The organism is Catenovulum sediminis (assembly GCF_007289895.1).
Classification (GTDB): Bacteria; Pseudomonadota; Gammaproteobacteria; order Enterobacterales; family Alteromonadaceae; genus Catenovulum; species Catenovulum sediminis.
In genome coordinates, this window is sequence record NZ_CP041660.1 from 2661040 (window position 1) to 2682932 (window position 21893).

21 protein-coding genes and 7 tRNA genes are annotated in these 21893 nt (G+C 40.9%); 20 read left to right on the plus strand and 8 right to left on the minus strand.

Features of this window, described 5'->3' with window-relative positions:
- The first annotated feature begins 13 nt into the window (after positions 1-13).
- The gene (locus FNT16_RS10960; protein ID WP_143871620.1) at positions 14-559 is read left to right on the plus strand and encodes a YfiR family protein; all 546 of its coding nucleotides are present in this window, start codon (positions 14-16) and stop codon (positions 557-559) included.
- Positions 556-2943 (plus strand): bifunctional diguanylate cyclase/phosphodiesterase, encoded by a 2388-nt coding sequence (locus FNT16_RS10965; RefSeq protein ID WP_246072208.1) that lies wholly within the window; start codon positions 556-558, stop codon positions 2941-2943. The genes FNT16_RS10960 and FNT16_RS10965 overlap by 4 nt, the downstream gene beginning before the upstream one ends.
- On the opposite strand, the gene ald is transcribed toward FNT16_RS10965, so the two are convergent.
- Positions 2918-4000: an alanine dehydrogenase gene (gene ald, locus FNT16_RS10970; protein ID WP_143871621.1), complete on the minus strand. Its 1083-nt coding sequence runs from the start codon at positions 3998-4000 to the stop codon at positions 2918-2920. The two genes, FNT16_RS10965 and ald, sit on opposite strands and share 26 nt — an antisense overlap.
- A 140-nt stretch (positions 4001-4140) precedes the next feature.
- Here ald and FNT16_RS10975 point away from each other — a divergent pair, with 140 nt between their 5' ends.
- Genes FNT16_RS10975 through FNT16_RS20375 form a run of 6 tightly spaced genes read left to right on the plus strand, consistent with a single transcriptional unit; the run spans position 4141 to position 10693 of the window.
- The gene (locus FNT16_RS10975; protein ID WP_143871622.1) at positions 4141-6858 is read left to right on the plus strand and encodes a DNA translocase FtsK; all 2718 of its coding nucleotides are present in this window, start codon (positions 4141-4143) and stop codon (positions 6856-6858) included.
- 2 nt (positions 6859-6860) lie between these two features.
- Positions 6861-7487, plus strand: coding sequence for an outer membrane lipoprotein periplasmic chaperone LolA (gene lolA / locus FNT16_RS10980; RefSeq protein ID WP_143871623.1), 627 nt, complete (start codon positions 6861-6863; stop codon positions 7485-7487).
- On the plus strand, positions 7487-8815 hold the full coding sequence (locus tag FNT16_RS10985) for a replication-associated recombination protein A (protein ID WP_143871624.1): 1329 nt from the start codon (positions 7487-7489) through the stop codon (positions 8813-8815). The genes lolA and FNT16_RS10985 overlap by 1 nt, the downstream gene beginning before the upstream one ends.
- Positions 8808-9194, plus strand: coding sequence for a fluoride efflux transporter CrcB (gene crcB, locus FNT16_RS10990; RefSeq protein WP_143871625.1), 387 nt, complete (start codon positions 8808-8810; stop codon positions 9192-9194). Before FNT16_RS10985 ends, crcB begins: the two co-directional genes overlap by 8 nt.
- Positions 9195-9210: 16 nt before the next feature.
- Positions 9211-10509, plus strand: coding sequence for a serine--tRNA ligase (serS, locus tag FNT16_RS10995; RefSeq protein WP_143871626.1), 1299 nt, complete (start codon positions 9211-9213; stop codon positions 10507-10509).
- A 34-nt stretch (positions 10510-10543) separates the two neighbouring features.
- Entirely contained in the window at positions 10544-10693 is a 150-nt protein-coding gene (locus FNT16_RS20375) for a hypothetical protein (RefSeq protein ID WP_185976577.1), read from the plus strand.
- A 4-nt stretch (positions 10694-10697) separates the two neighbouring features.
- On the opposite strand, the gene FNT16_RS11000 is transcribed toward FNT16_RS20375, so the two are convergent.
- The 5 genes from FNT16_RS11000 to FNT16_RS11020 all read right to left on the minus strand — a co-directional run bounded on the left by FNT16_RS11000 (position 10698) and on the right by FNT16_RS11020 (position 12842).
- Entirely contained in the window at positions 10698-11033 is a 336-nt protein-coding gene (locus tag FNT16_RS11000) for a TusE/DsrC/DsvC family sulfur relay protein (protein WP_143871627.1), read from the minus strand.
- Positions 11034-11061: 28 nt separating this feature from the next.
- On the minus strand, positions 11062-11337 hold the full coding sequence (locus FNT16_RS11005; protein ID WP_143871628.1) for a DsrH/TusB family sulfur metabolism protein: 276 nt from the start codon (positions 11335-11337) through the stop codon (positions 11062-11064).
- Positions 11338-11346: 9 nt separating this feature from the next.
- A complete protein-coding gene (gene tusC / locus FNT16_RS11010; protein WP_143871629.1) occupies positions 11347-11727 on the minus strand; it encodes a sulfurtransferase complex subunit TusC in 381 nt (126 codons plus the stop codon).
- Complete coding sequence (gene tusD / locus FNT16_RS11015) at positions 11724-12107, minus strand: sulfurtransferase complex subunit TusD (RefSeq protein WP_143871630.1); 384 nt, start codon at positions 12105-12107, stop codon at positions 11724-11726. Before tusD ends, tusC begins: the two co-directional genes overlap by 4 nt.
- Positions 12108-12173: 66 nt before the next feature.
- On the minus strand, positions 12174-12842 hold the full coding sequence (locus FNT16_RS11020; RefSeq protein ID WP_143871631.1) for a Bax inhibitor-1/YccA family protein: 669 nt from the start codon (positions 12840-12842) through the stop codon (positions 12174-12176).
- A 315-nt stretch (positions 12843-13157) separates the two neighbouring features.
- Here FNT16_RS11020 and FNT16_RS11025 point away from each other — a divergent pair.
- The 10 genes from FNT16_RS11025 (at position 13158) to FNT16_RS11070 (ending at position 17353) form a co-directional block, all read left to right on the plus strand.
- Positions 13158-13248, plus strand: a tRNA-Ser gene (locus FNT16_RS11025).
- Between the two features lie 230 nt (positions 13249-13478).
- The gene (uvrY, locus tag FNT16_RS11030; protein WP_143871632.1) at positions 13479-14123 is read left to right on the plus strand and encodes a UvrY/SirA/GacA family response regulator transcription factor; all 645 of its coding nucleotides are present in this window, start codon (positions 13479-13481) and stop codon (positions 14121-14123) included.
- Between the two features lie 47 nt (positions 14124-14170).
- Positions 14171-16003, plus strand: coding sequence for an excinuclease ABC subunit UvrC (gene uvrC / locus FNT16_RS11035; protein WP_143871633.1), 1833 nt, complete (start codon positions 14171-14173; stop codon positions 16001-16003).
- 46 nt (positions 16004-16049) lie between these two features.
- Positions 16050-16598 carry a CDP-diacylglycerol--glycerol-3-phosphate 3-phosphatidyltransferase gene (gene pgsA / locus FNT16_RS11040; protein ID WP_143871634.1) on the plus strand — a complete coding sequence of 183 codons (549 nt, stop codon included), beginning with the start codon at positions 16050-16052 and terminating at the stop codon, positions 16596-16598.
- Positions 16599-16760: 162 nt separating this feature from the next.
- Positions 16761-16836, plus strand: a tRNA-Gly gene (locus FNT16_RS11045).
- A 15-nt stretch (positions 16837-16851) separates the two neighbouring features.
- Positions 16852-16925 (plus strand) — tRNA-Cys (locus FNT16_RS11050).
- Positions 16926-16950: 25 nt separating this feature from the next.
- Positions 16951-17037: transfer RNA gene (locus FNT16_RS11055), tRNA-Leu, on the plus strand.
- Between the two features lie 16 nt (positions 17038-17053).
- Positions 17054-17129 (plus strand) — tRNA-Gly (locus tag FNT16_RS11060).
- A 23-nt stretch (positions 17130-17152) separates the two neighbouring features.
- Positions 17153-17228: transfer RNA gene (locus tag FNT16_RS11065), tRNA-Gly, on the plus strand.
- A gap of 38 nt (positions 17229-17266) precedes the next feature.
- Positions 17267-17353 (plus strand) — tRNA-Leu (locus FNT16_RS11070).
- A gap of 1617 nt (positions 17354-18970) precedes the next feature.
- Here FNT16_RS11070 and FNT16_RS11075 read toward each other — a convergent pair.
- Positions 18971-19168, minus strand: a complete 198-nt coding sequence (locus FNT16_RS11075; protein ID WP_143871635.1) for a bacterioferritin-associated ferredoxin — start codon at positions 19166-19168, stop codon at positions 18971-18973.
- A gap of 245 nt (positions 19169-19413) precedes the next feature.
- Between FNT16_RS11075 and FNT16_RS11080 the strand changes: the two genes are divergently transcribed.
- Positions 19414-20019, plus strand: coding sequence for a peroxiredoxin (locus FNT16_RS11080; protein WP_143871636.1), 606 nt, complete (start codon positions 19414-19416; stop codon positions 20017-20019).
- 51 nt (positions 20020-20070) lie between these two features.
- Here FNT16_RS11080 and rnt read toward each other — a convergent pair whose 3' ends face one another.
- Positions 20071-20721: a ribonuclease T gene (gene rnt / locus FNT16_RS11085; RefSeq protein ID WP_143871637.1), complete on the minus strand. Its 651-nt coding sequence runs from the start codon at positions 20719-20721 to the stop codon at positions 20071-20073.
- Positions 20722-21006: 285 nt separating this feature from the next.
- Between rnt and FNT16_RS11090 the strand changes: the two genes are divergently transcribed.
- Positions 21007-21873 (plus strand): flagellar protein MotY, encoded by an 867-nt coding sequence (locus FNT16_RS11090; protein ID WP_143871638.1) that lies wholly within the window; start codon positions 21007-21009, stop codon positions 21871-21873.
- Positions 21874-21893: the final 20 nt, after the last annotated feature.

A 21893-nucleotide genomic window follows, 5' to 3' on the forward strand; every position in this document is an offset into this window, starting at 1 on the left:
TAATGGATATTAAATGAAATTAAATATAATCACGGCAGTTGTATTGAATGTAATGTTACTGATGGGTTATATGTTTTATGCAGCTGCGCCAGCGCAGGCTTTAATGAATCAACCCGAAGAGGCCAGCCTTCGAGCAGCTGTCGTCGTCGGCATATTACGCTACACACAACTGCCCAGTCGCGAGAATCCATCTATTTTAATTTGTGCGAGCGGACAACCGAGCTCACAAGATAAATTGCAACAAGTTTCTCCTAGTCTAAAAGTCAACGCTAAAAAGCTGAATTTTAAAATTGTCGAAGAGAATGCCAAATCACTATCTGACTGCGATTTATTGATCATCGGTGGCAAAAATAAATTGTCTGCAACGCTTCTTGCTAATTATTCTGGCTTGAGTGTTTGTGATGGCTGTAAAACGGGCCTTAAAACCAGTGTCATTGAATTAATTAATAAAAATAATCGAATAGGTTTTAATGTTAATTTAGGTTTAGCAAGCAAAAACAATATCGTGTTTAGTTCCTCTTTGTTAGAACTGGCCAATAAGATAGAAAGGCCTGAATGATGAAGATTGCGCGCAAGTCACTTAAATATGCCATCATAAAACGCCTAATTGTGTTATTTTTGTTGTCTTTAAGCGTAATTGGTTTAACGCTGTTTTATGTAGAAAAAGATCTGGCAAAAGAAAAACTGCTATCTGATTTAAATGTCATTGGTGAAATTCTTGCAAACCGAACGGTAGCCGCCTTAATCTTTAATGACGTTGCTGCTGCACAAACCAATTTATCCGCTGCGCAATTTCATCAAAGTATTCAGCATATTTGTTTATATAACAAAGAAAAAGAATTCTTTGCTCAGTATATATATGATGACAGGCGGTATAATTGCCCACCCACCCTCGGTGTGATCGATAGCTATCAGCAACATTTTAATGAAAATGGTCTAAACATCATTAAGCCTGTACTGGATAATCAGGAAATTATGGGCGCTTTGATGATTCAATCTGATTTGAAGTACGTTCAGTCTACTCAGCAACATGTTTTATTGGTTATCCTTATTGTTATCAGTATTTCTTTATTGGCGGTTTATGCAATTGCCAATCAATTATTAAAAAGAGTTCTGGCACCGCTGCAACATTTGCATTCAACGGCTCAACATATTACTAAAAACGTTTTTGCTGACATTCGCGCATATAAATCTAAAGAGGATGAAGTAGGCCAACTGGTTGATGTGTTTAATAACATGTTAGATAGTTTGGCTGACGAGCACAAATTATTGCAGTTATCAGAGCAACGGTTGAGATCATTATCCGACCAAGCCCCAATCGGTATCTTTTTGCGTGATGAGCAAGATAGGTATTTATATGTTAACAACAGTTGGCAGGATATGACTGGCTGTAAGTTACCAATAGATTTTATTGAATATAGCCAAAGAATCGCTTACCCAGACAATTTGCGCGTGTTAGAAATGTTTAATGAAAGTCAGTTAAATAAATCGACTTCATCTGTTGAATATAGGTTCACAACACCGCAAGGTAAACGAAAGAATTTTTTGGAAAAAATATCGCCCGTTACGCTAAATGATGGTCAGTTAACCGGTTATATTGGTTCAGTGCTTGATATTACCGAGTTAAAAGAAGCCCGCTTTGAGCTTGAAAAAATGGCTTATCAGGATCCTTTAACCGGTTTGGCTAATCGCCGGTTTTTTAATGAACACTTAAAGTTGGAAATTGCCAATGCGCTAAAACTTAAGCAGCAATTGGCCGTTTTGATGGTTGATTTAGATAATTTTAAACGTGTGAATGACGCCAAAGGACATGAATTTGGCGATGATTTATTGGTCTCGGTTGCCAATAAACTCAAAAAAGCGTTAGCTGATGATGATCTCGTTTCACGCATGGGTGGGGATGAGTTTATGATACTGATCCGTGATGTCGCTACTATTTCAAGTTTAGATCTGGTCGTTAAAAAGCTACTGAGTTCAGTTTTAACCCCACTGGAACATCAAGCATTGTTAGATGTTACAGCATCTATTGGTGTTGCCGTTTATCCTAAAGACGGGGTGAATGGTGCTGATTTGATACGCAGTGCCGATATAGCCTTATATAAAGCAAAAGATTTTGGACGCAACCAAGTTGTTTATTTCAGCGACACGTTAGATAAAGAAATTAAAGCGAAAGTCCATTTAGAACATAAACTTAGGCAAGCTATTAGTGACGAAGCGCTGACAGTTTACCTACAACCACAATTTGACGCGCAAAAAAATCGCTTTATTTGGGCTGAAGCCTTAGTTCGCTGGATTGATAAAGATGAAGGATTTATACCGCCAGATAAGTTTATTGGTGTCGCCGAAGAAACCGGCTTGATCCATGATTTAGGTTTATTGGTTCTTAGACAAGTGTGTCGATATTTGCAGCAACATGGTAAAGCCTTGAGATTAGTGGGTATAGACGGTATTGCGGTTAATTTGTCATCGCGCCAATTGTTTGCTAAGAATTTTTATTCTAGTGTGATGGAAATGATGGCAAGTTATGCTATTTCTCCACAGCAAATAGAGTTTGAAGTGACCGAGTCTTTGTTGATGGAGAACACTGAACAAGCTATCCGTTTAATGCAATTATTCAAAGATCAAGGCTTTCGTTTAGCCATGGATGATTTCGGAACCGGCTATTCTTCGTTGGCTTACCTAAAACAGTTTCCAATTGATTGTGTGAAAATTGACCGTACCTTCATCAAAGATATTCCACAGGATGAACAAGACAAAGAAATCTCCAGTGCGATCATTGCAATGGCGCAAAAGCTTGGTTTAGATATAGTCGCCGAAGGGGTTGAAACAATCGAACAAAGTGAATTTCTACAGGCGCAGGGATGTCGTGTAATGCAAGGATACTATTACGCTAAACCTATGCCTATAGAACAAACTTTTAATCTAACTGCAGACTTTTCCTAACTTGCGGATGACAAATGTCTCCTTTATAAATATTTAATCCGGCTCGCAATGGCGCTGAGATTTCTAAAGCTTGCTCAATACCACTGTCAGCCAACTCGGTCACATAGGGCAAAGTCGCACTGTTTAATGCCTGAGTTGCTGTTAGGGGTACAGCGCCCGGCATATTGGTCACACAGTAGTGAATAACGCCGTCTAACTGATAAATTGGCGCTGTATGTGTGGTCGGTTTAGATGTTGCGAAGCATCCGCCTTGGTCAATGGCCACATCCACCATCACAGCACCGGCTTTCATTTTTTTTAACCATTCTTTAGGAATTAATTTAGGCGCACTGGCACCTGGGATTAATACGGCACCAATTACTAAATCGGCGTTTAATACATATTTTTTTAAGGTCGCAGGCGTTGAATAAATACAATTGATTTGATTTTGATACAAGGTTTGTAACATTCTAAGTTTATGTAAATCGGTATCCAGCACAGTGATGCTGGCCTGTGCACCAACAGCCATGGCAACGGCTTGTTGCCCAACAGAGCCGGCCCCGATGACAACGACTTGAGCTGGTTCAACTCCGGCTAAACCACCCAATAGTTTTCCCATTCCACCTTGTGCTTTTTCTAAACAATGCGCGCCGACTTGAATCGACAGTCGCCCGGCAATTTCAGACATTGGCTGGAGTAAAGGCAAAAAGCCATTATCAGTCACTGTTTCGTATGCAATGCAAGTTACCCCTGATTTAGCGAGTGCTAGACTCAGCGCTTTATCTGCGGCTAAGTGCAAGTATGTAAACAAACAATGTTGTGGTTGGTACAAGGCGATTTCTTCTGGCAAGGGCTCTTTAACTTTGACAATGAGCTCAGCATATTTAAATAATTCTGATTTTTTTGTGACACGTGCCCCTGCATGTAAATAATCTTGGTCTTGATATTGAATGCCTGCACCTGCATCATGTTCAACCCAGACCTGATGACCTCTATTAACTAGATGGTTGACACTTTCAGGGGTGAGAGAAACTCTATATTCATGGTTTTTAATTTCTTTGGGAACCGCTATCTGCATAACTTTGATGACTCATATGATCCACAAACATGTATTGAGTATAGTCAAATTCATTATTTTGCAGCTGTATGTTTAATTCAAAGTTGGGATTTATTGTCGAACAGGTTTAGAATACGGGCCTTAGGGGAAAACGAGAGTTTATGGTTGTTTTGAGCGAATCAGCAGAATCAAAGTCACTAACGGGAATACAGCGTCTTCTGGAAGTCGGTTTAATTACATTTGCCGGCGGTGCACTTTTTATCTTACTGGCGTTGGTATCTTTTGACCCGCTGGATCCGAGTTGGAGTCAATCAGGTTATCAGGTACCTATCCGTAACATGGCTGGCGCTGCGGGCGCATGGTTATCTGACTTGCTGCTTTTCTTTTTTGGTGCTGTGGCTTATCTTGTGCCTTTTGCGGTAGCTTTTATAGGCTGGGCTTTATTTCAAAAGCGACCTAATTTTTTTGAAATTGATTTTTTAGCGCTAGGGCTTCGCATTATCGGTTTGTTTTTACTGCTGATTGCGACAACGTCATTATCAAGTATGAACTTCAGTGACCTGTTTGTTTATTCCTCAGGTGGTCTGCTCGGCGATGTTGTTAGCCAATCTTTGATTCCTTATTTTAACTTCATTGGTACTACCTTACTTTTGCTGTGTTTCTTCTGTACTGGCATTACACTCTTATTTGGTATTTCATGGCTATATATCATTGATAAAACAGGTGAAAGTGTGATTGGCGTCAGTTTGTTTGTATGGCGTCAAATCAATCGTCTTTGCAATAAACTAAAAGATAAAGACGATGTAAAAGCGTCGTCAGTTGACAGTGCAGTTACAGGCAAAGATAAGAACAAGGTTGATGCAACAACTCAATCCAATACACCAGTGGTTGAAGCTCAATCGGATATAAAGGATAGCGAACAAGCGACGAGTAAAATGCCTTCTTTATCAGCTTTATTTGGAAGTAAAGATGAGGCGGATGTCCAAACTCAAAAGTCGTCCGACACGTTAACGCCGCTTACCAAGCCTGCATCAACTGCTGCGGCACAAACCGCAACTCAAGCGTCCGAACAAATGGCGAGCCACACGGGTGTTGCGCCGGCTGAAGAACCTGCTTTGCATGACGCTAGCGATATGGACGATGTTGTCGAGACGGAAACTCGTAAAGAGCCGGTTCTTGGCGACTTGGCTGAGGTTGACGATGATGACATGCAAACCATGTTACCTTTGGGGGAGAACTGCGACGTCGAACCTGAAAAAATGGCCAAAAAATCAGCACCCAACAAAGCTCATATTCGTGTTTCATCATCGCAAACTCAATTCAGTGAGTTTTTAGCTCAGCAAGAAGCAGCCGATGCTGAAAAAGCCTCGGTAGAGATGACGCCATTACCTTCGTTTGAATTATTAGACAGGCCAGATAAAAAAGAGAATCCGATCACTCAGGAAGAAATGGATCAGGTTGCCGCCTTGGTTGAAGCAAAATTGGCTGATTTTGGCGTAGATGCAAAAGTTGTTGGTATGTATCCTGGGCCAGTCATTACCCGCTTGGAGCTCGATTTAGCACCGGGTGTAAAAGTATCTAAAATCACTAACTTATCGAAAGATATTGCACGTTCTTTATCTGCTGTCAGTGTGCGGGTAGTAGAGGTGATACCGGGAAAATCTTTTGTTGGTTTGGAGCTGCCGAATAAACACCGTGAAGTCGTTAAATTAAGTGAGGTGATTTCGGGCAGTGAGTTCGCAGATGCTAAATCTCCATTGACTATGGTGTTAGGTCAAGATATCGCCGGTAAGCCTGTGGTGGTCGATCTGGCCCGTATGCCACACTTACTCGTTGCCGGTACGACGGGGTCTGGTAAATCAGTTGGTGTTAATGTCATGATTCTGAGCCTGTTGTATAAATCAACGCCAGAAGAAGTCCGTTTAATCATGATTGACCCTAAAATGTTAGAGCTTTCGGTGTATGAGGGGATACCTCACTTATTGTGTGAAGTGGTAACCGATATGAAAGAGGCCTCCAATGCACTGCGTTGGTGTGTTGGAGAGATGGAACGACGCTACAAATTGATGTCTGCTATGGGGGTGCGTAATGTCAAAGGCTTTAATACAAAAGTCAGTGAGGCGATTGAACGCGGAGAACCTTTAAAAGACCCACTGTGGAAACCCGGAGACAGCATGGATGAAGAAGCACCTGAATTAGAAAAGCTGCCCAGTATTGTTGTTGTGATAGACGAATTCGCCGACATGATGATGATTGTCGGTAAAAAAGTCGAAGAGCTGATTGCACGTATTGCGCAAAAAGCCCGAGCGGCCGGCATTCACTTAATTTTAGCCACTCAGCGCCCTTCAGTTGATGTTATTACCGGTTTGATTAAAGCGAATATTCCAACGCGTATCGCTTTTCAGGTTTCCTCTAAAATTGACTCTCGTACTATTTTAGATCAACAAGGCGCTGAGACCTTATTGGGGATGGGTGATATGTTATACTTGCCCGCCGGTAAAGGGGTGCCGACACGCGTACATGGGGCCTTTGTTGACGATCATGAAGTACATGCGGTTGTTGCCGATTGGCAAGCAAGAGGCACACCGGTTTATATTGATGACATATTAAATGGTGATAGCTCTGAAGATGTTTTATTGCCAGGCGAGCAAGCTGAAGCCGCTGCAGATGAAGAATCTGATGCACTGTATGATGAAGCGGTCGCATTTGTGACAGAAACACGTAAAGTTTCAGTGTCCAGCGTTCAGCGCAAATTTAGAATTGGTTATAACCGAGCGGCACGCATTGTGGAACAAATGGAAGCAACGGGTGTCGTATCTAGCGCAGGTCACAACGGTGCCCGCGAAGTATTGGCCCCACCTCCACCTAGAATGGATTAAGTATGAAAAAAATTGTAAGTAGTTTAGTTTTATTAATTTTGTCGTTCGCTGTATCAGCTGAACAAACAGTCAGTCAGCAATTAAAAGAAAAATTATCCGAAATAGCCGGTTTTAGTGCGCAATTTAAGCAAAAAGTATTAGACAGTAAAAAACAAGTTGTACAATTGTCAGAGGGCAATATAGAACTCATTCAACCCAATAAATTTCGCTGGGAAACACTGCCACCCAACGATAGTTTATTGATGTCAGATGGCGTCAGTGTCTGGTTTTATGACCCGTTTGTTGAGCAAGCTACTGTGTATAATTTTGCCGATACGGTTAATTCAAATCCAATATTATTGTTATTGCAGCCTGATGCCTCTGCTTGGCAGGAATATATTATTGAAAAACCATCGGCTTCTGTATTTAAAGTAACCTCAAAATCGCAGCGTAATCAAATAGAGTATATTGAGATTTCGTTTACTCAGGATAATGCGGTTGAATGGTTAACGATTAAAGACAGACAGCAACAAACCAGTCACTATCAATTTTTTCAGTTTAAGCAAACTCAGTTATCTGATTTCGGTAAAGAGTATTTTGTCTTTAAATTACCTGAAGGTGCCGATTTAGATGATCAGCGTCAACAATAATGTTGTTTGAAAGCGCTCATAAACCTTTGGCCGCGCGTATGCGGCCCAGCAAATTAGAAGATTATATTGGCCAGCAACATATCTTAGCTGCAGGCAAGCCTTTGTATCGGACTATTAAATCGGGGAATGTGCACTCTTTGATTTTATGGGGTCCTCCCGGTACAGGTAAAACCACCTTAGCCGAATTAATCGCCCAATATGCAAATGCACATATCGAACGTCTTTCCGCTGTGAATTCTGGTGTTAAGGACATTCGTTTAGCAATCGAAAACGCGCAACAGATTGCACAACAGGGCGGTCAAAAAACCGTTTTGTTTGTAGATGAGGTGCACAGGTTTAACAAATCACAACAAGATGCGTTTTTACCCTTTATCGAGGATGGCACGGTTATTTTTGTTGGTGCAACCACTGAAAACCCAGGGTTTGAGTTAAATCGCGCATTATTATCCCGGGCACGGGTCTATTTATTACAAAAACATGAAAAACAAGATTTAAAGAAACTGCTCAGGTTAGTCAAAGAACGACCGGATTTAAGTGGTGAAAGTGCCAAGATTGTTTTGACTGAACAACAAGCTGATTTGTTAATAGATCAAGCCGGCGGCGATGCCAGACAGTTATTAAACTTAATTGAAGTTTTAACCGATATGGTCGAGCTTGATGCGCAAAAGCAAGCCCGAGTGAGCAACGAACATATTCAAACTTTAGTACAACATCGCATTGTTGCCGGTGATAAAGGCGGCGACTTGTTTTATGACATGATCTCGGCATTTCACAAATCAGTTAGAGGATCAGATCCAGACGCTGCTTTATATTGGTACGCAAGAATGCTCAAAGCAGGCGTTGATCCTTTATATGTTGCACGCCGGTTGTTGGCAATTGCATCGGAAGACATTGGCAATGCTGATCCCAGAGCAATGCAATTAGCATTAAATGCTTGGGATTGTTATCATCGGGTTGGCCCAGCCGAAGGCGAGCGGGCTATCGCGCAAGCTTGTGTTTATCTTGCCTGCGCCGCTAAAAGCAATGCGGTTTATAGTGCTTTTAAAGCTGCTTTGAAAGATGCCGCAGAACAACCCAGTTATGACGTGCCATATCACCTTCGTAACGCGCCAACTCAGGTTAATAAAAACTTGGGACATGGCGCTGAATATCGTTATGCGCATAATGAAGCTAATGCGTATGCCGCGGGAGAGTGTTATTTTCCACCTGAGTTACAGGGTCGTCAGTATTATTACCCTGAAAACCGAGGTTTGGAAAGTAAAATAGCGCAAAAGTTGGATTATCTTAAACACCAAGATTTAATGAGTGACAAAAAACGATATGAATAGTCCTTTAGTGTATGTCTTTATTGCCTTAGGTGGTGCATTTGGTGCGAGCTTACGATATTTTCTTTCGCAGCAAGCGTTAATCTGGTTTGGGAAAAGTTTTCCTTTTGGTACACTCATAGTCAATATAATAGGCTCATTGCTAATCGGTTTTTTATATACTTTGATAGCACAAGGTCAGTTACAAATTATTCCATGGCGAACATTTATTGGAATTGGTTTTTTAGGCGCATTAACCACATTTTCTACTTTTTCAATGGACACTTTGTTATTGATGCAACAAGGAGATTGGTTAAAAGCTGTGCTAAATATTCTTTTTAATGTGTTAATTTGTTTACTCGCTGTTTGGCTCGGTAGCAAATTAGCAAGCGTAAAAATTTAGTCTGAACGGGTACATAATGTTAGATCCAAAATATTTAAGAAACGAACTGGAAGCAACTGCCGAAAAACTGAAAAAACGTGGTTTTTCGTTGGATACTCAAACCGTTGCTCAATTAGAAGAAAAACGAAAAGCGCTGCAGGTTAAAACTGAACAATTACAAAACGAGCGTAATGCGCGCTCGAAATCCATTGGTAAAGCTAAAGCACAAGGTCAGGATATAGAACCATTACTGGCTGAAGTGAGTGAACTCGGTGGTGCATTAGATTCAGCTAAAGCAGAATTGGCTGAAGTGATGAATCAATGGGACAGTCTGGTGTTAGGTATACCTAATTTGCCAGATGAATCGGTACCCGTTGGCGAGAATGAAGATGATAATGTAGAAATTCGCAAGTGGGGGGAAATTCCACAATTTGATTTCGCCGTAAAAGACCATGTTGACGTCGCTGAAGCGTTACACCGTGGTTTAGATTTTGAATCTGGGGTTAAATTATCTGGCGCACGCTTTGTTGTCATGCGTGGCAAAATTGCCCGAATGCACCGTGCACTGGCGCAGTTTATGTTAGATTTACACACTGAGCAGCATGGTTATCAAGAAGCGTATGTACCTTATCTGGTCAATGCAGCGAGTTTATATGGAACAGGACAATTGCCAAAGTTTGGTGAAGACCTTTTTCACACTCAGCCTTTAACGGCAGACGGGCAAGGGATGTCGCTTATCCCAACAGCTGAAGTGCCTTTAACTAATTTGGCGCGTGACGAAATTTTTGATGAGGAACTGTTGCCGGTCAAATTAACGGCCCACACACCTTGTTTTCGTTCGGAAGCAGGTTCTTCAGGTCGCGATACCCGGGGGTTAATTCGTCAGCACCAGTTTGACAAAGTTGAACTCGTTCAGTTGGTTAAACCCGAAGATTCAATGCAGGCATTAGAAGAGCTAACTGCACATGCAGAAACTGTATTACAAAAGTTAGCGCTACCATACAGAGTCATGAGTTTGTGTACTGGAGATATGGGTTTTGGTGCAGCTAAAACATACGACTTGGAAGTTTGGTTACCGGCACAAAATTGTTATCGCGAAATTTCTTCCTGTTCTAATATGCAAGATTTTCAGGCGCGTCGCATGCAAGCTAGATTGCGCAGAAAAGGTGTCAAAAAACCAGAATTGCTCCATACTTTAAACGGCTCTGGATTAGCCGTCGGTCGCACCTTGGTCGCCATTCTTGAAAACTATCAGCAAGCAGACGGCTCGGTTGCCATTCCAACTGTATTGCAGCCTTATATGGGCGGAGAAACACATATATCATTAGCTGACTAAATGTCAGCTAAAAAACATTAAGGGCGAGTTAAAGATGACAGGCAAGAAAAAAACGGCAACACCGACGCCGGTAAAAATGTTTTTAAAGACTGTATATTGGCTATTAATTATTGCGATTTTTGGCTCAGTACTTGTGTTAGCGTATGACGCTTACTTAACCTACAGTAATGCAAGCAAAGGTTAAAAGGTTAAATACATTTAGCGGGTTTAGGTAAACCTGCTATCTTGGTTGCCTGTTTGGCTGGACCCTTGGGGAATAGTTTGTACAAGTATGGGCTATTCCCTTTTTCTTTACCTAGTTTTTGACCAATCGCTTTGACTAAAATTCGAATTGCCGGGCTAGTTTTGAACTCCAAATAGAAGTTTCTAACAAAGTTAATCACTTCCCAATGCGCTTCTGTGAGCACTATATTTTCTTGTTTCGCCATATATTCAGCAATTTCTTGATCCCAATCTTGCACATTTGCTAGATAACCATGTTTATCTACTGGGATTTGTTTATTTTTGATTTCAATTGTTTGCATTTTTATATCGTCAGTTGGCCAGATCGTCTTAAAAAGGAATAATGCACTTTCTACTGAGTTTTAGCTCAACCCATTCAGATTGAGATATTTGATTTATGTTGCCTGGTATTTTTTGAATACCTCTGGCTGATGCGTCCGTTGCATGGATGTACACATGGCTCAGCTCAGCTAAAGCTTCAAATTTAAGTATATTGTAACAACCCTCTAGAGCAAGCAATATGTCCAAACCTTGTTCAGCTTGCACTGTAAGGAGCTCGAATTCTGCTTGTGAAATGAGTCTATTGATTAAGATTAAACTAGGCATAACATTGGCTCAAAATTTTAAAATGACGTTGTAATTGGCTAATTGCAATAACCATTCACTTTTTGTTAAGGCTTGTGTTTCGATAAGAAGATCATTTTCATTTAAATGCAAATCAGCCAAGGACTGCTGTTCAATAAATACATCCTCAATATCGTACAGGTCTAATGCTTTGAATCCGTCGGTATAGTTTTTCAATTTTAGCAATTCTGCGTTTTGCGATTTGAGTAGTTGTAAAAGGCCACTCCCGCTGAAAAATAATGCGACAGCTTGTTCAAAAGTTGCCAAGGTTAAAGCGAGCTCAAGCGCTTCTTGTCCTTTAGCATTTTCAAATGGTGCGCTGGTGATAATAATTGCATGTGACGTATTATCCGATGTGTTAACGGGATTCAAAACTGTAATACCTTATCTGCTTGTGCTTGAAGTTCAACATATTCAGCTAAACCACCTAGCCGAAATGGGGTCGCTAAGTTATAACTGGATTTACCATGATAATTAGCTTCATCTAAATTTAATACACCACGTCTTTGTGCCGCAGCAGAGCAAATAATTAACTCTATTTTGTATTGTTCGGCTAATGTTTGCCATGCTTGGCACAAATCAAATTCGTCAGTGGGTGGGGATCTCAGTTCGTTGGCGATATAGACCCCATCGGAGTAAAAAAACACAGCGGGTAACTGATGTTTTTGACACGCTTGTTTTGCAAATTGAAAAGCAGAAAGCGCGCTTTGTTGTTCGGGTGAACTGGTCACAAATAATAAAAATCTAGCCATAGTTTAAGATATCACATACAAAAAAGGCCTCATCAGAGGCCTTTAGTATAACAGCTTGCAGGAGGATTAATCATCTCCGCCAGCAAATGACATTAAGATATGTAACAAGCTAACAAAAATATTGTAGATAGAAACGTATAAAGTGACAGTTGCAAGAATATAATTTGTTTCACCGCCACGCACAATTTCACTGGTTTGCATCAATATTGCGCCGGATGAAAATAAGATAAACATGGCACTGATAGCCAAAGCAATCGCCGGCATTTGTAAAAACAAGTTAGCAATAACGGCGACAATTAACACGACAAAACCAGCCATCATCATACCACCCAAAAATGACATGTCTTTCTTGGTGGTTAAAACGTAAGCAGATAGTGCAAAGAAAGTTAATGCCGTACCGCCTAACGCCAATACGATTAAATCAGAAGCACCTGCACTGACGACCATAGACAGAATTGGGCCTAAGGTGTATCCCATAAAGCCAGTTAAAGCAAAAACGCTTAATAAGCCTGCTGAGGAGTTTGCAGTTTTATGAACCAAAAACAACAAGCCATAAAAGCCAACTAGAATGACTAAAAAGTGTGGGCGGGGTAATCCCATCGCACCGGTTACGGCTGCCACAATAGCACTAAATGCTAAAGTTAATGCCAATAGAGAGTAGGTATTACGTAATACCTTATTCGTTTCGATGACCGAAGTACTGCTGTGTTCAGCATAAGTAGTCCGATTTTCCATAATGCACCTCTTTGCTTAAATAATTTAATTCAGTTACTTAGAATGTAATTGAGATATTTGGTTCGCTTTATAGTACAGAATATTGTTATTCAGTCCATAATTTTCAAGCTGATTAACGCTAATATTTGTTTATGACAAGGGGTCATTGTAAAGATGAGCCCTAAAATAGCATGAAGCTGTTGAATAATTGTTCGTTTAGAGCATTATCTGAGCGAACAGTAAAAAAATCAAAAAAATATCGTATTTATGCTTTACAAGTCCCTCATAAGTACTTAATATGCGCGCCGTTCCCAAGGGAACAGCAAGCAACAAAGCGGTGAGGTGGCTGAGTGGTTTAAAGCACCGGTCTTGAAAACCGGCGTACGTTAATAGCGTACCCAGGGTTCAAATCCCTGCCTCACCGCCACTTCTTTCCCAGCTCGACTCATATTCAATAACTTTCCATTATTAAAGCCATATTGGCTAGCTATCTATATTTTTAGTAAGCTGAATCTTTTATTTTTTCTAATTCTTTACTTTTCCTAATCTTTTTATAACAATCAGATATGTAGCATTTGCTATACCAGTTATTTTATTTGTGTCCATTAAGTGCATTGAATAACGTATGAAGATAAGCCAATTATTACGGAGTCCGAATTGATTAATATACTACTGGTTGATGACCATGAACTCGTTCGCACAGGGATCAGTCGTATTCTAAATGAAATTCGCGGCATTAAAGTTGTAGGAGAAGCGCAAACTGGCGAAGAAGCTGTTCAGTTTTGCCGCAAGAATAACCCAGATGTTGTATTGATGGACATGAATATGCCAGGTATTGGTGGTATGGAAGCAACAAAAAAAATTGTACGCTATTGTCCAGATACTAAAGTCATATTTTTAACGGTGCATACTGAAAACCCGTTGCCATATAAAGTAATGCAAATCGGCGCGTCTGGTTATTTAACAAAAGGTGCAGCGCCGGATGAAATGATTAAGGCGATCCGCCAAGTGCATTCAGGGCAAAGGTATATTGCACCCGATATAGCTCAGCAAATTGCGTTGTCTCAAGTTGGTGGCCAACAAGAGAATCCATTTGATATATTGTCAGAGCGTGAACTGCAGATCATGATGATGATAACCCGGGGTCAAAAAGTTCAGGATATTTCAGAGCAGCTTAATTTAAGTTCTAAAACTGTGAATAGTTATCGCTATCGTATGTTTGAAAAACTGAATATTGGTGGCGATGTTGAACTGACACACTTAGCAATAAAGTATCGGATGTTGGATACCAAAGACCTTTAAAATTTCGTACCATACGACTACTCAATTGTTTGTTTGTGGTCGTTGATTTGTTAGATACACAGTTTGATTATAAAAGCTTTTTAAAAAATTTAACTCACCAGCCAGGTGTCTATCGTATGTATAGCGTGGCAGGTGAGGTTATTTATGTCGGCAAAGCAAAAGATCTGAAAAAACGTGTCACCTCGTATTTCAGAGCAAATCAAACTAGCCAGAAAACTCTAGCGCTGGTGCGCCAAATCCATCGTATTGAAGTTACAGTGACCCACACTGAAACAGAAGCTTTAATTCTGGAAAACAATTTAATTAAACAATACATGCCTAAGTACAATGTGTTGTTACGTGATGATAAAAGTTATCCCTACATCTTATTGACCAATCATCCCCACCCAAGATTAGCTTTTCATCGTGGGCCTAGAAAAGTGGCTGGTAGTTATTTTGGACCTTACCCCTCAGGCGGCGCAGTGCGTGAAAGCTTGCGTATATTGCAAAAACTATTTCCGGTTAGACAGTGTGAAGACTCCTATTATCAAGCGCGTAGCAGACCCTGTTTGCAATACCAGCTCAAACGATGTTCAGCACCTTGCGTAGAAGGATATGTCAGTGACGAAGATTACAATCAACAGGTTCAGCTGGTTAAGCTTTTTTTGCAAGGGCGTAATCAAGAAGTCGTTGATCAACTCGTTGATAAAATGGAGCAGGCGAGTCAATGTCTTGATTTTGAGCTTGCTGCTTTGTATCGCGATCAATTGTCCGCATTGCGTCAGATACGTGAGCAACAATCTGTCAGTGGTGAACATGATTCACTGGATGTGATCGGTTTTGCATATCTGCATGGTGTAGCTTGTGTGCATTTGTTGGTTGTGCGAGATGGTAAAGTTTTGGGCAGTAAAAGTTACTACCCAAAAATGCCCAAAAACGCTGAACCGGAAGAGGTGTTGATCGCGTTTGTTGCTCAGTATTACTTGAATCAGCAAAGTGACAGGCAGCCAGCAAAAGAAATTGTACTGCCTTTTAAATTTGCAGAGCAGCAGGGGATGCAGGATGCTGTCAGCGAAATTTATCAAAGTCGAGTACAATTTCATGTTCCGCAACGGGGCGAAAAAATGCGTTATTTAAAGCTAGCGCTAACGAATGCAGAAAATGCAGTAACGACTCGATTAACCGAAGCGATGTCGGTACAGCGCCGCTTTGAAGCTTTAGATGAGGTTTTAGAGTTAGCAGAGCCAATCCAGCGCATGGAGTGTTTTGATATTAGTCATACAATGGGACAGCAAACGGTTGCATCATGTGTTGTTTTTAATCGACAAGGTCCGCTTAAGACCGATTATCGGAAATACAATATTAGCGGAATAAATCCTGGTGATGATTATGCAGCAATGGCGCAAGTCTTAGCACGCCGCTACAAAGCGCCGCAACCTGAAGATAAAATTCCGGATATCATATTTATCGATGGTGGTAAGGGACAGCTGGCTCAGGCTGAAGCGCATTTTGCCAATTGGCAGCAAAAAATGCCGCTGTTAATTGGTATTGCGAAAGGAACCAGCCGCAAACCCGGGTTGGAAACATTGATTATGGCGGGTAGTCACCAAATTATTCATTTAGAGTCTCATTCACCGGCGCTACATTTGATTCAGCACATTCGTGATGAATCACATCGTTTTGCTATCACGGGACACAGAGCCAGACGACAAAAAGTTAAAAATACTTCTTCTTTAGAAGGGATTGCGGGGGTTGGTCCCAAAAAACGACAGGCATTATTAAAATATTTAGGTGGTATGCAAGAGCTAAAAAATGCGACTATAGAACAAATTGCAAAAGTTCCCGGGATCAGTCATGAACTGGCAGAAAGCGTTTTTTATCACTTACATGACAAACCTTAGTAAATAGTGCGACAATAGTGCGAGTTTAAGTATTTAAGTAAATAGAATGTGGAATATACCTAATATTCTGACTGTGTTCAGAATTGTATTAATACCCTTTTTTGTGTTGTGTTTTTATTTGCCGGTAGTTTGGGGCCATTATTTGGCTGCGTTACTGTTTGCAATTGCGGGGGTGACCGACTGGTTGGATGGCTATCTTGCGAGACGCTGGCAACAATCTACGCCTTTTGGTGCGTTTTTAGATCCCGTTGCGGACAAACTGATGGTTGCAACTGCTTTGGGCTTGATTGTTGAGCATTATAGTGTTTTTTGGATTACGTTACCTGCAGTTGTGATGGTCTGTCGAGAAATACTGATTTCTGCACTGCGAGAGTGGATGGCTGAGTTGGGGCAAAGGGCTGCAGTAAAAGTATCAGGGATTGGGAAGCTTAAAACTTTAGCGCAGATGGTTGCGCTTGTTGGTTTGTTGGTGCAACCCACTGGCGTTTTGTTTATTGCATCGATTTTATTGTTATATGTAGCGGTCGTTTTAACGTTTTGGTCGATGTTAATTTATCTTAAAGCGGCCTGGCCAAGCCTAACAAAAGTTGATTAGTGTTTGGGGATGGTATTTTGTGCTGTAAAAACCGCCCATTCGTCTGTTTATTGAGCGGTTAGAAAAAAGATTAAAATAAATAGTTGACTCGCCCCGTATAGTTTGTAAAATGCGCCTCGTTTTCGGGAGTTATGAAAAGAAACTTTCATAAATCTTCAGAGTGCGGCTGTAGCTCAGTTGGTAGAGCACAACCTTGCCAAGGTTGGGGTCACGAGTTCGAGTCTCGTTAGCCGCTCCAAATTCTGATTAAAGCGGCGGGTTGGCAGAGTGGCCATGCAGCGGATTGCAAATCCGTCTACCTCGGTTCGACTCCGGGACCCGCCTCCATAACTGAAAACATAGAAAAGTGTCTGCCCGGGTGGTGGAATTGGTAGACACAAGGGATTTAAAATCCCTCGCTGGTAACAGCGTGCCGGTTCAAGTCCGGCCCCGGGCACCAATTTTTCATTTGATATGCGGCTGTAGCTCAGTTGGTAGAGCACAACCTTGCCAAGGTTGGGGTCACGAGTTCGAGTCTCGTTAGCCGCTCCAAATTATTTAAGCATTCTCCTTTCGCGGCTGTAGCTCAGTTGGTAGAGCACAACCTTGCCAAGGTTGGGGTCACGAGTTCGAGTCTCGTTAGCCGCTCCAAATTTTATGGTACGTTATTATAACGATACCTAGTGTCTGCCCGGGTGGTGGAATTGGTAGACACAAGGGATTTAAAATCCCTCGCTGGTAACAGCGTGCCGGTTCAAGTCCGGCCCCGGGCACCATTTACTGACGTCAGGATGATGTATACCAGTAAATGCACACACCTTTATATGCATTTCTTGTGAAAATAAATTTTATCAGCCTAATCTTCTGATGTTAGACAGCTTATTCGATCGCCATCTAAATGACTGGCAACGATAATTTGAATCTAAAATTCTGGTTATGTATTCGCGCTGCAAATATCCTTAGGGCGTGTTTATCTTTGTTTATAATTTGAGCTGAGAGAAAAAATGGTCTTAGGCAAGGCAGAAATAATGAAGTTTAGTCATCTAAATAAGTAATTTCTAACGCTGCATAAGACCATTTTGGCCTCAGCCCGAAGGGCAATGGCTATTCTAACCCTTAACGGCATTAGAATTCGTTTATTTAGAATGACTAAACCTCACTCATTCTGCTTTGTTAATGATTAAAATAGCCTATTGCTCAAAAATAATACAAAGATTCACATGCCCTAGACGCTATTTTGATTCAGACAGTGCACGTTTTTTATTGAGCATATTGAGGATATTGTGCTCTATGTCGTATGCAGTAAGTATAAATCCATCTCGATCGCCGAGTTATGTATCTTAGCGAAGAAATCTAAGTTACTAAATAAAAGTTACTAAATAAAAGTTACTAAATAAAAGTTACTAATTTAAAGTTGCTAACAATCAATGCGATGAAAATCCGCCTAGATGAACTGAATATCAAGATTTACATCCATCAGCTTTTTTAAATGCGCTCATTTTGCATAATATTTTTGCGCTAGACTTGAATACCATTCTAAAAGAACAACACTTTTTGCGTAGCTCGTAGCTCGTAGCTCGTAGCTCGTAGCTCGTAGCTCGTAGCTCGTAGCTCGTAGCTCGTAGCTCGTAGCTCGTAGCTCGTAGCTCATGTAGGTTGGTCTTTAGGCCAACAAAGGCATATTACACAGATGCTGAGTTCAAATTTGTCATTTTTAGGGGGGAGCTTTCTTGAAAAACACCGGGGGTACTTCAAAGGTTGGTGTTTACGGCGACAATGTAGGTCGCGGCTTTAGCCCGACAAATTTTGCATTATGCACGATGTCGAATTAATAATTGTCGCCCTAAGGGGACGACCTTCTGTGAAACTTTAAAGGTTGGTGTTTACGCCGACAAGATATGCAAAAAACGCTTGTCGTCCTAAAGGAGCGACTTACACTGTTTGTGAAACTTGAAACTTGAAACTTGAAACTTGAAACTTGAAACTTGAAACTTGAAACTTGAAACTTGAAACTTGAAACTTGAAACTTGAAACTTGAAACTTGAAACTTGAAACTTGAAACTTGAAACTTGAAACTTGAAAGGTTTGCGTTGGAAAATAATTTAAAAAAACACTTGTCGGGCTAAAGCCACGACCTACAATGCACTCGCAACTCGCAACTCGCAACTCGCAACTCGCAACTCGCAACTCGCAACTCGCAACTCGCAACTCGCAACTCGCAACTCGCAACTCGCAACTCGCAACTCGCAACTCGCAACTCGCAACTCGCAACTCGCAACTCGCAACTCGCAACTCGCAACTCGCAACTCGCAACTCGCAACTCGCAACTCGCAACTCGCAACTCGCAACTCGCAACTCGCAACTCGCAACTCGCAATTCGCAAAGCTTTAATATTATGCAAATGAGGCTATCAGTAACCCATCGTCTATAATTTGAGATTCGCGAAGTACGTTAATTGCTTGTTTGCGGCATTTTCCACATTCATTCGCGATATCCATTTTTTTGCGCAACTCAACTAAGCTGGTGCAACCTTCTTGGGCCGCTTTTTGGATATCTTTTTCGGTAATACCATTACATAAACAAATGTACATATTTAAATAACGCCTCTGCAAATAACAACTGCATTATAAATGAGAAATATTCGTATTTGCAACTTTATCTTATATAAATTTTGCGATTGTTCACTATTTAACTGGTATTTTCGCTTTTGTACGACTATTTGGAATTTAGTGCAAATTGCCCCTTGGTTTTTCATATTTCGCCTATATACTTTTGAGCAGTATTAGGAAGAGTGAAAACTCTTGAACAATTCCAAATAAAATAAATGGAGAATGTTATGTCTGTATTAGTAGGCCGTCCGGCTCCGGATTTCACTGCAGCAGCTGTTTTGGGTAACGGCGAAATCGTTGACTCATTCACTTTGAGTGAAGCGATTAAAGGTAAAAAAGCGGTTATCTTCTTTTACCCATTAGACTTCACTTTCGTATGTCCTTCAGAGTTAATCGCGTTTGATAAGCGTTTTGCTGAATTTCAAAAACGTGGTGTCGAAGTTATTGGTGTTTCTATCGATTCTCAATTCAGCCACAACGCATGGCGTAACACTCCAGTAAACGAAGGCGGTATTGGTCCAGTTCAATACACTTTGGTTGCTGATGTTAAACATGAAATTTGTCAAGCATATGATGTTGAGCATCCTGAAGCGGGTGTTGCATTCCGTGGTTCATTCTTAATTGATGAAGAAGGCAATGTTCGCCACCAAGTTGTTAATGACTTGCCATTAGGTCGTAACGTAGACGAAATGTTACGTATGGTTGATGCTTTAGCATTCCACCAAGAGCACGGTGAAGTTTGTCCTGCTGGTTGGCAGGAAGGTGATAAAGGTATGGATGCTAGCCCTAAAGGTGTTGCTTCTTACCTTTCTGAAAACGCAGACAAGCTATAAAACTCTCTGTCTGGCTAATAACTAAAGCCACCTTCGGGTGGCTTTTTAGATCTATTCTTCTTTTACCGCATCTGAATTTGAAACCGGCTCTTGCCAGCCCCCCAAACTTTTCCATTTATTGACCATAAAACAGAATAACTCAGCGGTTTTTTGTGTATCGTATAAAGCTGAGTGTGCTTCTTTGTTGTCAAATGGGATACCTGCTGCTTGACAGGCTTTAACAAGCACTGTTTGGCCTAAAGTTAAACCTGCTAAACTGGTTGTATCAAAAGATACAAAAGGATGAAAAGGGCTACGTTTTATATTACTTCTGGCAATCGCGGCATTTAAAAAGGACATATCGAATGCAGCGTTGTGCGCAACCATAATTGAGCGTTGGCATTCATAATGTTTTTGCCGCTTTCTAACTTTTTTGAAAATTTCGCTTAATGCTTCTTTTTCATCTACGGCAGCTCTTAGCGGGTGGTGTGGGTCGATCCCGTTAAATTCTAGGGCTGATTTTTCTAAAATGGCACCTGCAAATGGCTCTACATTAAATTGAACGGTTTCACCACAATATAGATTGCCTTCTTCATCCATTTCTGTCAGTGTCGCGGCTATTTCTAATAAAGCATTTTGTTTTGCATCGAAACCCGCTGTTTCTACGTCAATGACAACTGGGTAGTAGCCCCTGAATCTGTTTTTTAATTGCGCTTTTTGCATATAACTGCGCTGTGCTCCATATACTGGCTAAGATAAAAAATTCCGCCTATTATGCCAGAAATAGTGAGCGCAAGATAACTTATCTGTGTGCTAGGGCGTGTTGATCTTTGTATTATTTATAAACAAAGATCAACAGACCCTAGAGTTGGTCTATTATTTGCTTTATTAATTGATATGCGTACAGATAAGTGCGAAATATTCGGGTGTTGATAGCTATATTGACAAAAAATTGTCTGTTGATTGTCAATATATTGTCAATTCGTTTGTTTGATTTGAGGAATGGTCATGCGATTTATTTATTTAGTGTTCATTGTAGCAAGTGGGATCCGGTTTGCCGATGCCGATGTGCGGCACTACAAAGCAGCTATTTCTAATTCTCAATGGCTTGTGTCTAATCAAGCTCGATTATCTTGTCAGCTTGAACACCCAATACCTAGATACGGCAAAGCAATTTTTAGTAGTGATGCAAGCCGCGCGATAAATATGACCTTTACGCTAGATATGCTGAAATTACCAGTAGGTTATGATATCGCAGCGTTAGAGTCTATTGCACCTTCACATCGAGCCGGTGTACCCAGCCGACAAATTATAGATATGCAGATTTTACAACAATTCGACGGACAGCTGATTGATAAACCCGCTTGGACCATGCTCAGCGAATTAGAAAAAGGCATGATGCCGACTTTTTACTATCAAGATTGGCACAGTGATTTCGATAAGGTAGCGGTTGCCATTAACTCAGCAAACTTTCATGCAGCGTACGATAAGTTTTTAGCCTGTATTGATAATTTATTACCTTATAGTTTTGAAGATATCGCTATGACGGTATTAACCTATAATTCAAATACCGCGGAATTAAGCAAGGCCTCAAAAAAGCGCTTGGCCATGATTGCCGAATACTTAAAGCAGGATACGGATTTAGAGTTGGTATTGCTGACAGGTTATAGCGATAGTTATGGTGGTCGTTGGCACAATGAAGAGTTGGCCAAAGCTAGAGCTACGACCATTCGTACTTTTTTTGCCGAGGCAGGTGTCGAAAGTAAGCGTATTGAAGTGGATTCTTACGGTGAACGTCGACATGTTGCAAGCAATCAAAATGTGTTGGGACGTGCAAAAAACAGACGTGTGGTTATTAGAATGGAAAAGCCATAATCAGCTTAAAGTGATTATGG

Coding starts and splice junctions, on each gene's coding strand:
- FNT16_RS10960 (WP_143871620.1), top strand. CDS start 14: ATGAAATTAAATATAATCACGGCAGTTGTATTGAATGTAATGTTACTG.
- FNT16_RS10965 (WP_246072208.1), top strand. CDS start 556: ATGATGAAGATTGCGCGCAAGTCACTTAAATATGCCATCATAAAACGC.
- ald (WP_143871621.1), bottom strand. CDS start 4,000: ATGCAGATAGCGGTTCCCAAAGAAATTAAAAACCATGAATATAGAGTT.
- FNT16_RS10975 (WP_143871622.1), top strand. CDS start 4,141: ATGGTTGTTTTGAGCGAATCAGCAGAATCAAAGTCACTAACGGGAATA.
- lolA (WP_143871623.1), top strand. CDS start 6,861: ATGAAAAAAATTGTAAGTAGTTTAGTTTTATTAATTTTGTCGTTCGCT.
- FNT16_RS10985 (WP_143871624.1), top strand. CDS start 7,487: ATGTTGTTTGAAAGCGCTCATAAACCTTTGGCCGCGCGTATGCGGCCC.
- crcB (WP_143871625.1), top strand. CDS start 8,808: ATGAATAGTCCTTTAGTGTATGTCTTTATTGCCTTAGGTGGTGCATTT.
- serS (WP_143871626.1), top strand. CDS start 9,211: ATGTTAGATCCAAAATATTTAAGAAACGAACTGGAAGCAACTGCCGAA.
- FNT16_RS20375 (WP_185976577.1), top strand. CDS start 10,544: ATGACAGGCAAGAAAAAAACGGCAACACCGACGCCGGTAAAAATGTTT.
- FNT16_RS11000 (WP_143871627.1), bottom strand. CDS start 11,033: ATGCAAACAATTGAAATCAAAAATAAACAAATCCCAGTAGATAAACAT.
- FNT16_RS11005 (WP_143871628.1), bottom strand. CDS start 11,337: ATGCCTAGTTTAATCTTAATCAATAGACTCATTTCACAAGCAGAATTC.
- tusD (WP_143871630.1), bottom strand. CDS start 12,107: ATGGCTAGATTTTTATTATTTGTGACCAGTTCACCCGAACAACAAAGC.
- FNT16_RS11020 (WP_143871631.1), bottom strand. CDS start 12,842: ATGGAAAATCGGACTACTTATGCTGAACACAGCAGTACTTCGGTCATC.
- pgsA (WP_143871634.1), top strand. CDS start 16,050: ATGTGGAATATACCTAATATTCTGACTGTGTTCAGAATTGTATTAATA.
- FNT16_RS11075 (WP_143871635.1), bottom strand. CDS start 19,168: ATGTACATTTGTTTATGTAATGGTATTACCGAAAAAGATATCCAAAAA.
- FNT16_RS11080 (WP_143871636.1), top strand. CDS start 19,414: ATGTCTGTATTAGTAGGCCGTCCGGCTCCGGATTTCACTGCAGCAGCT.
- rnt (WP_143871637.1), bottom strand. CDS start 20,721: ATGCAAAAAGCGCAATTAAAAAACAGATTCAGGGGCTACTACCCAGTT.
- FNT16_RS11090 (WP_143871638.1), top strand. CDS start 21,007: ATGCGATTTATTTATTTAGTGTTCATTGTAGCAAGTGGGATCCGGTTT.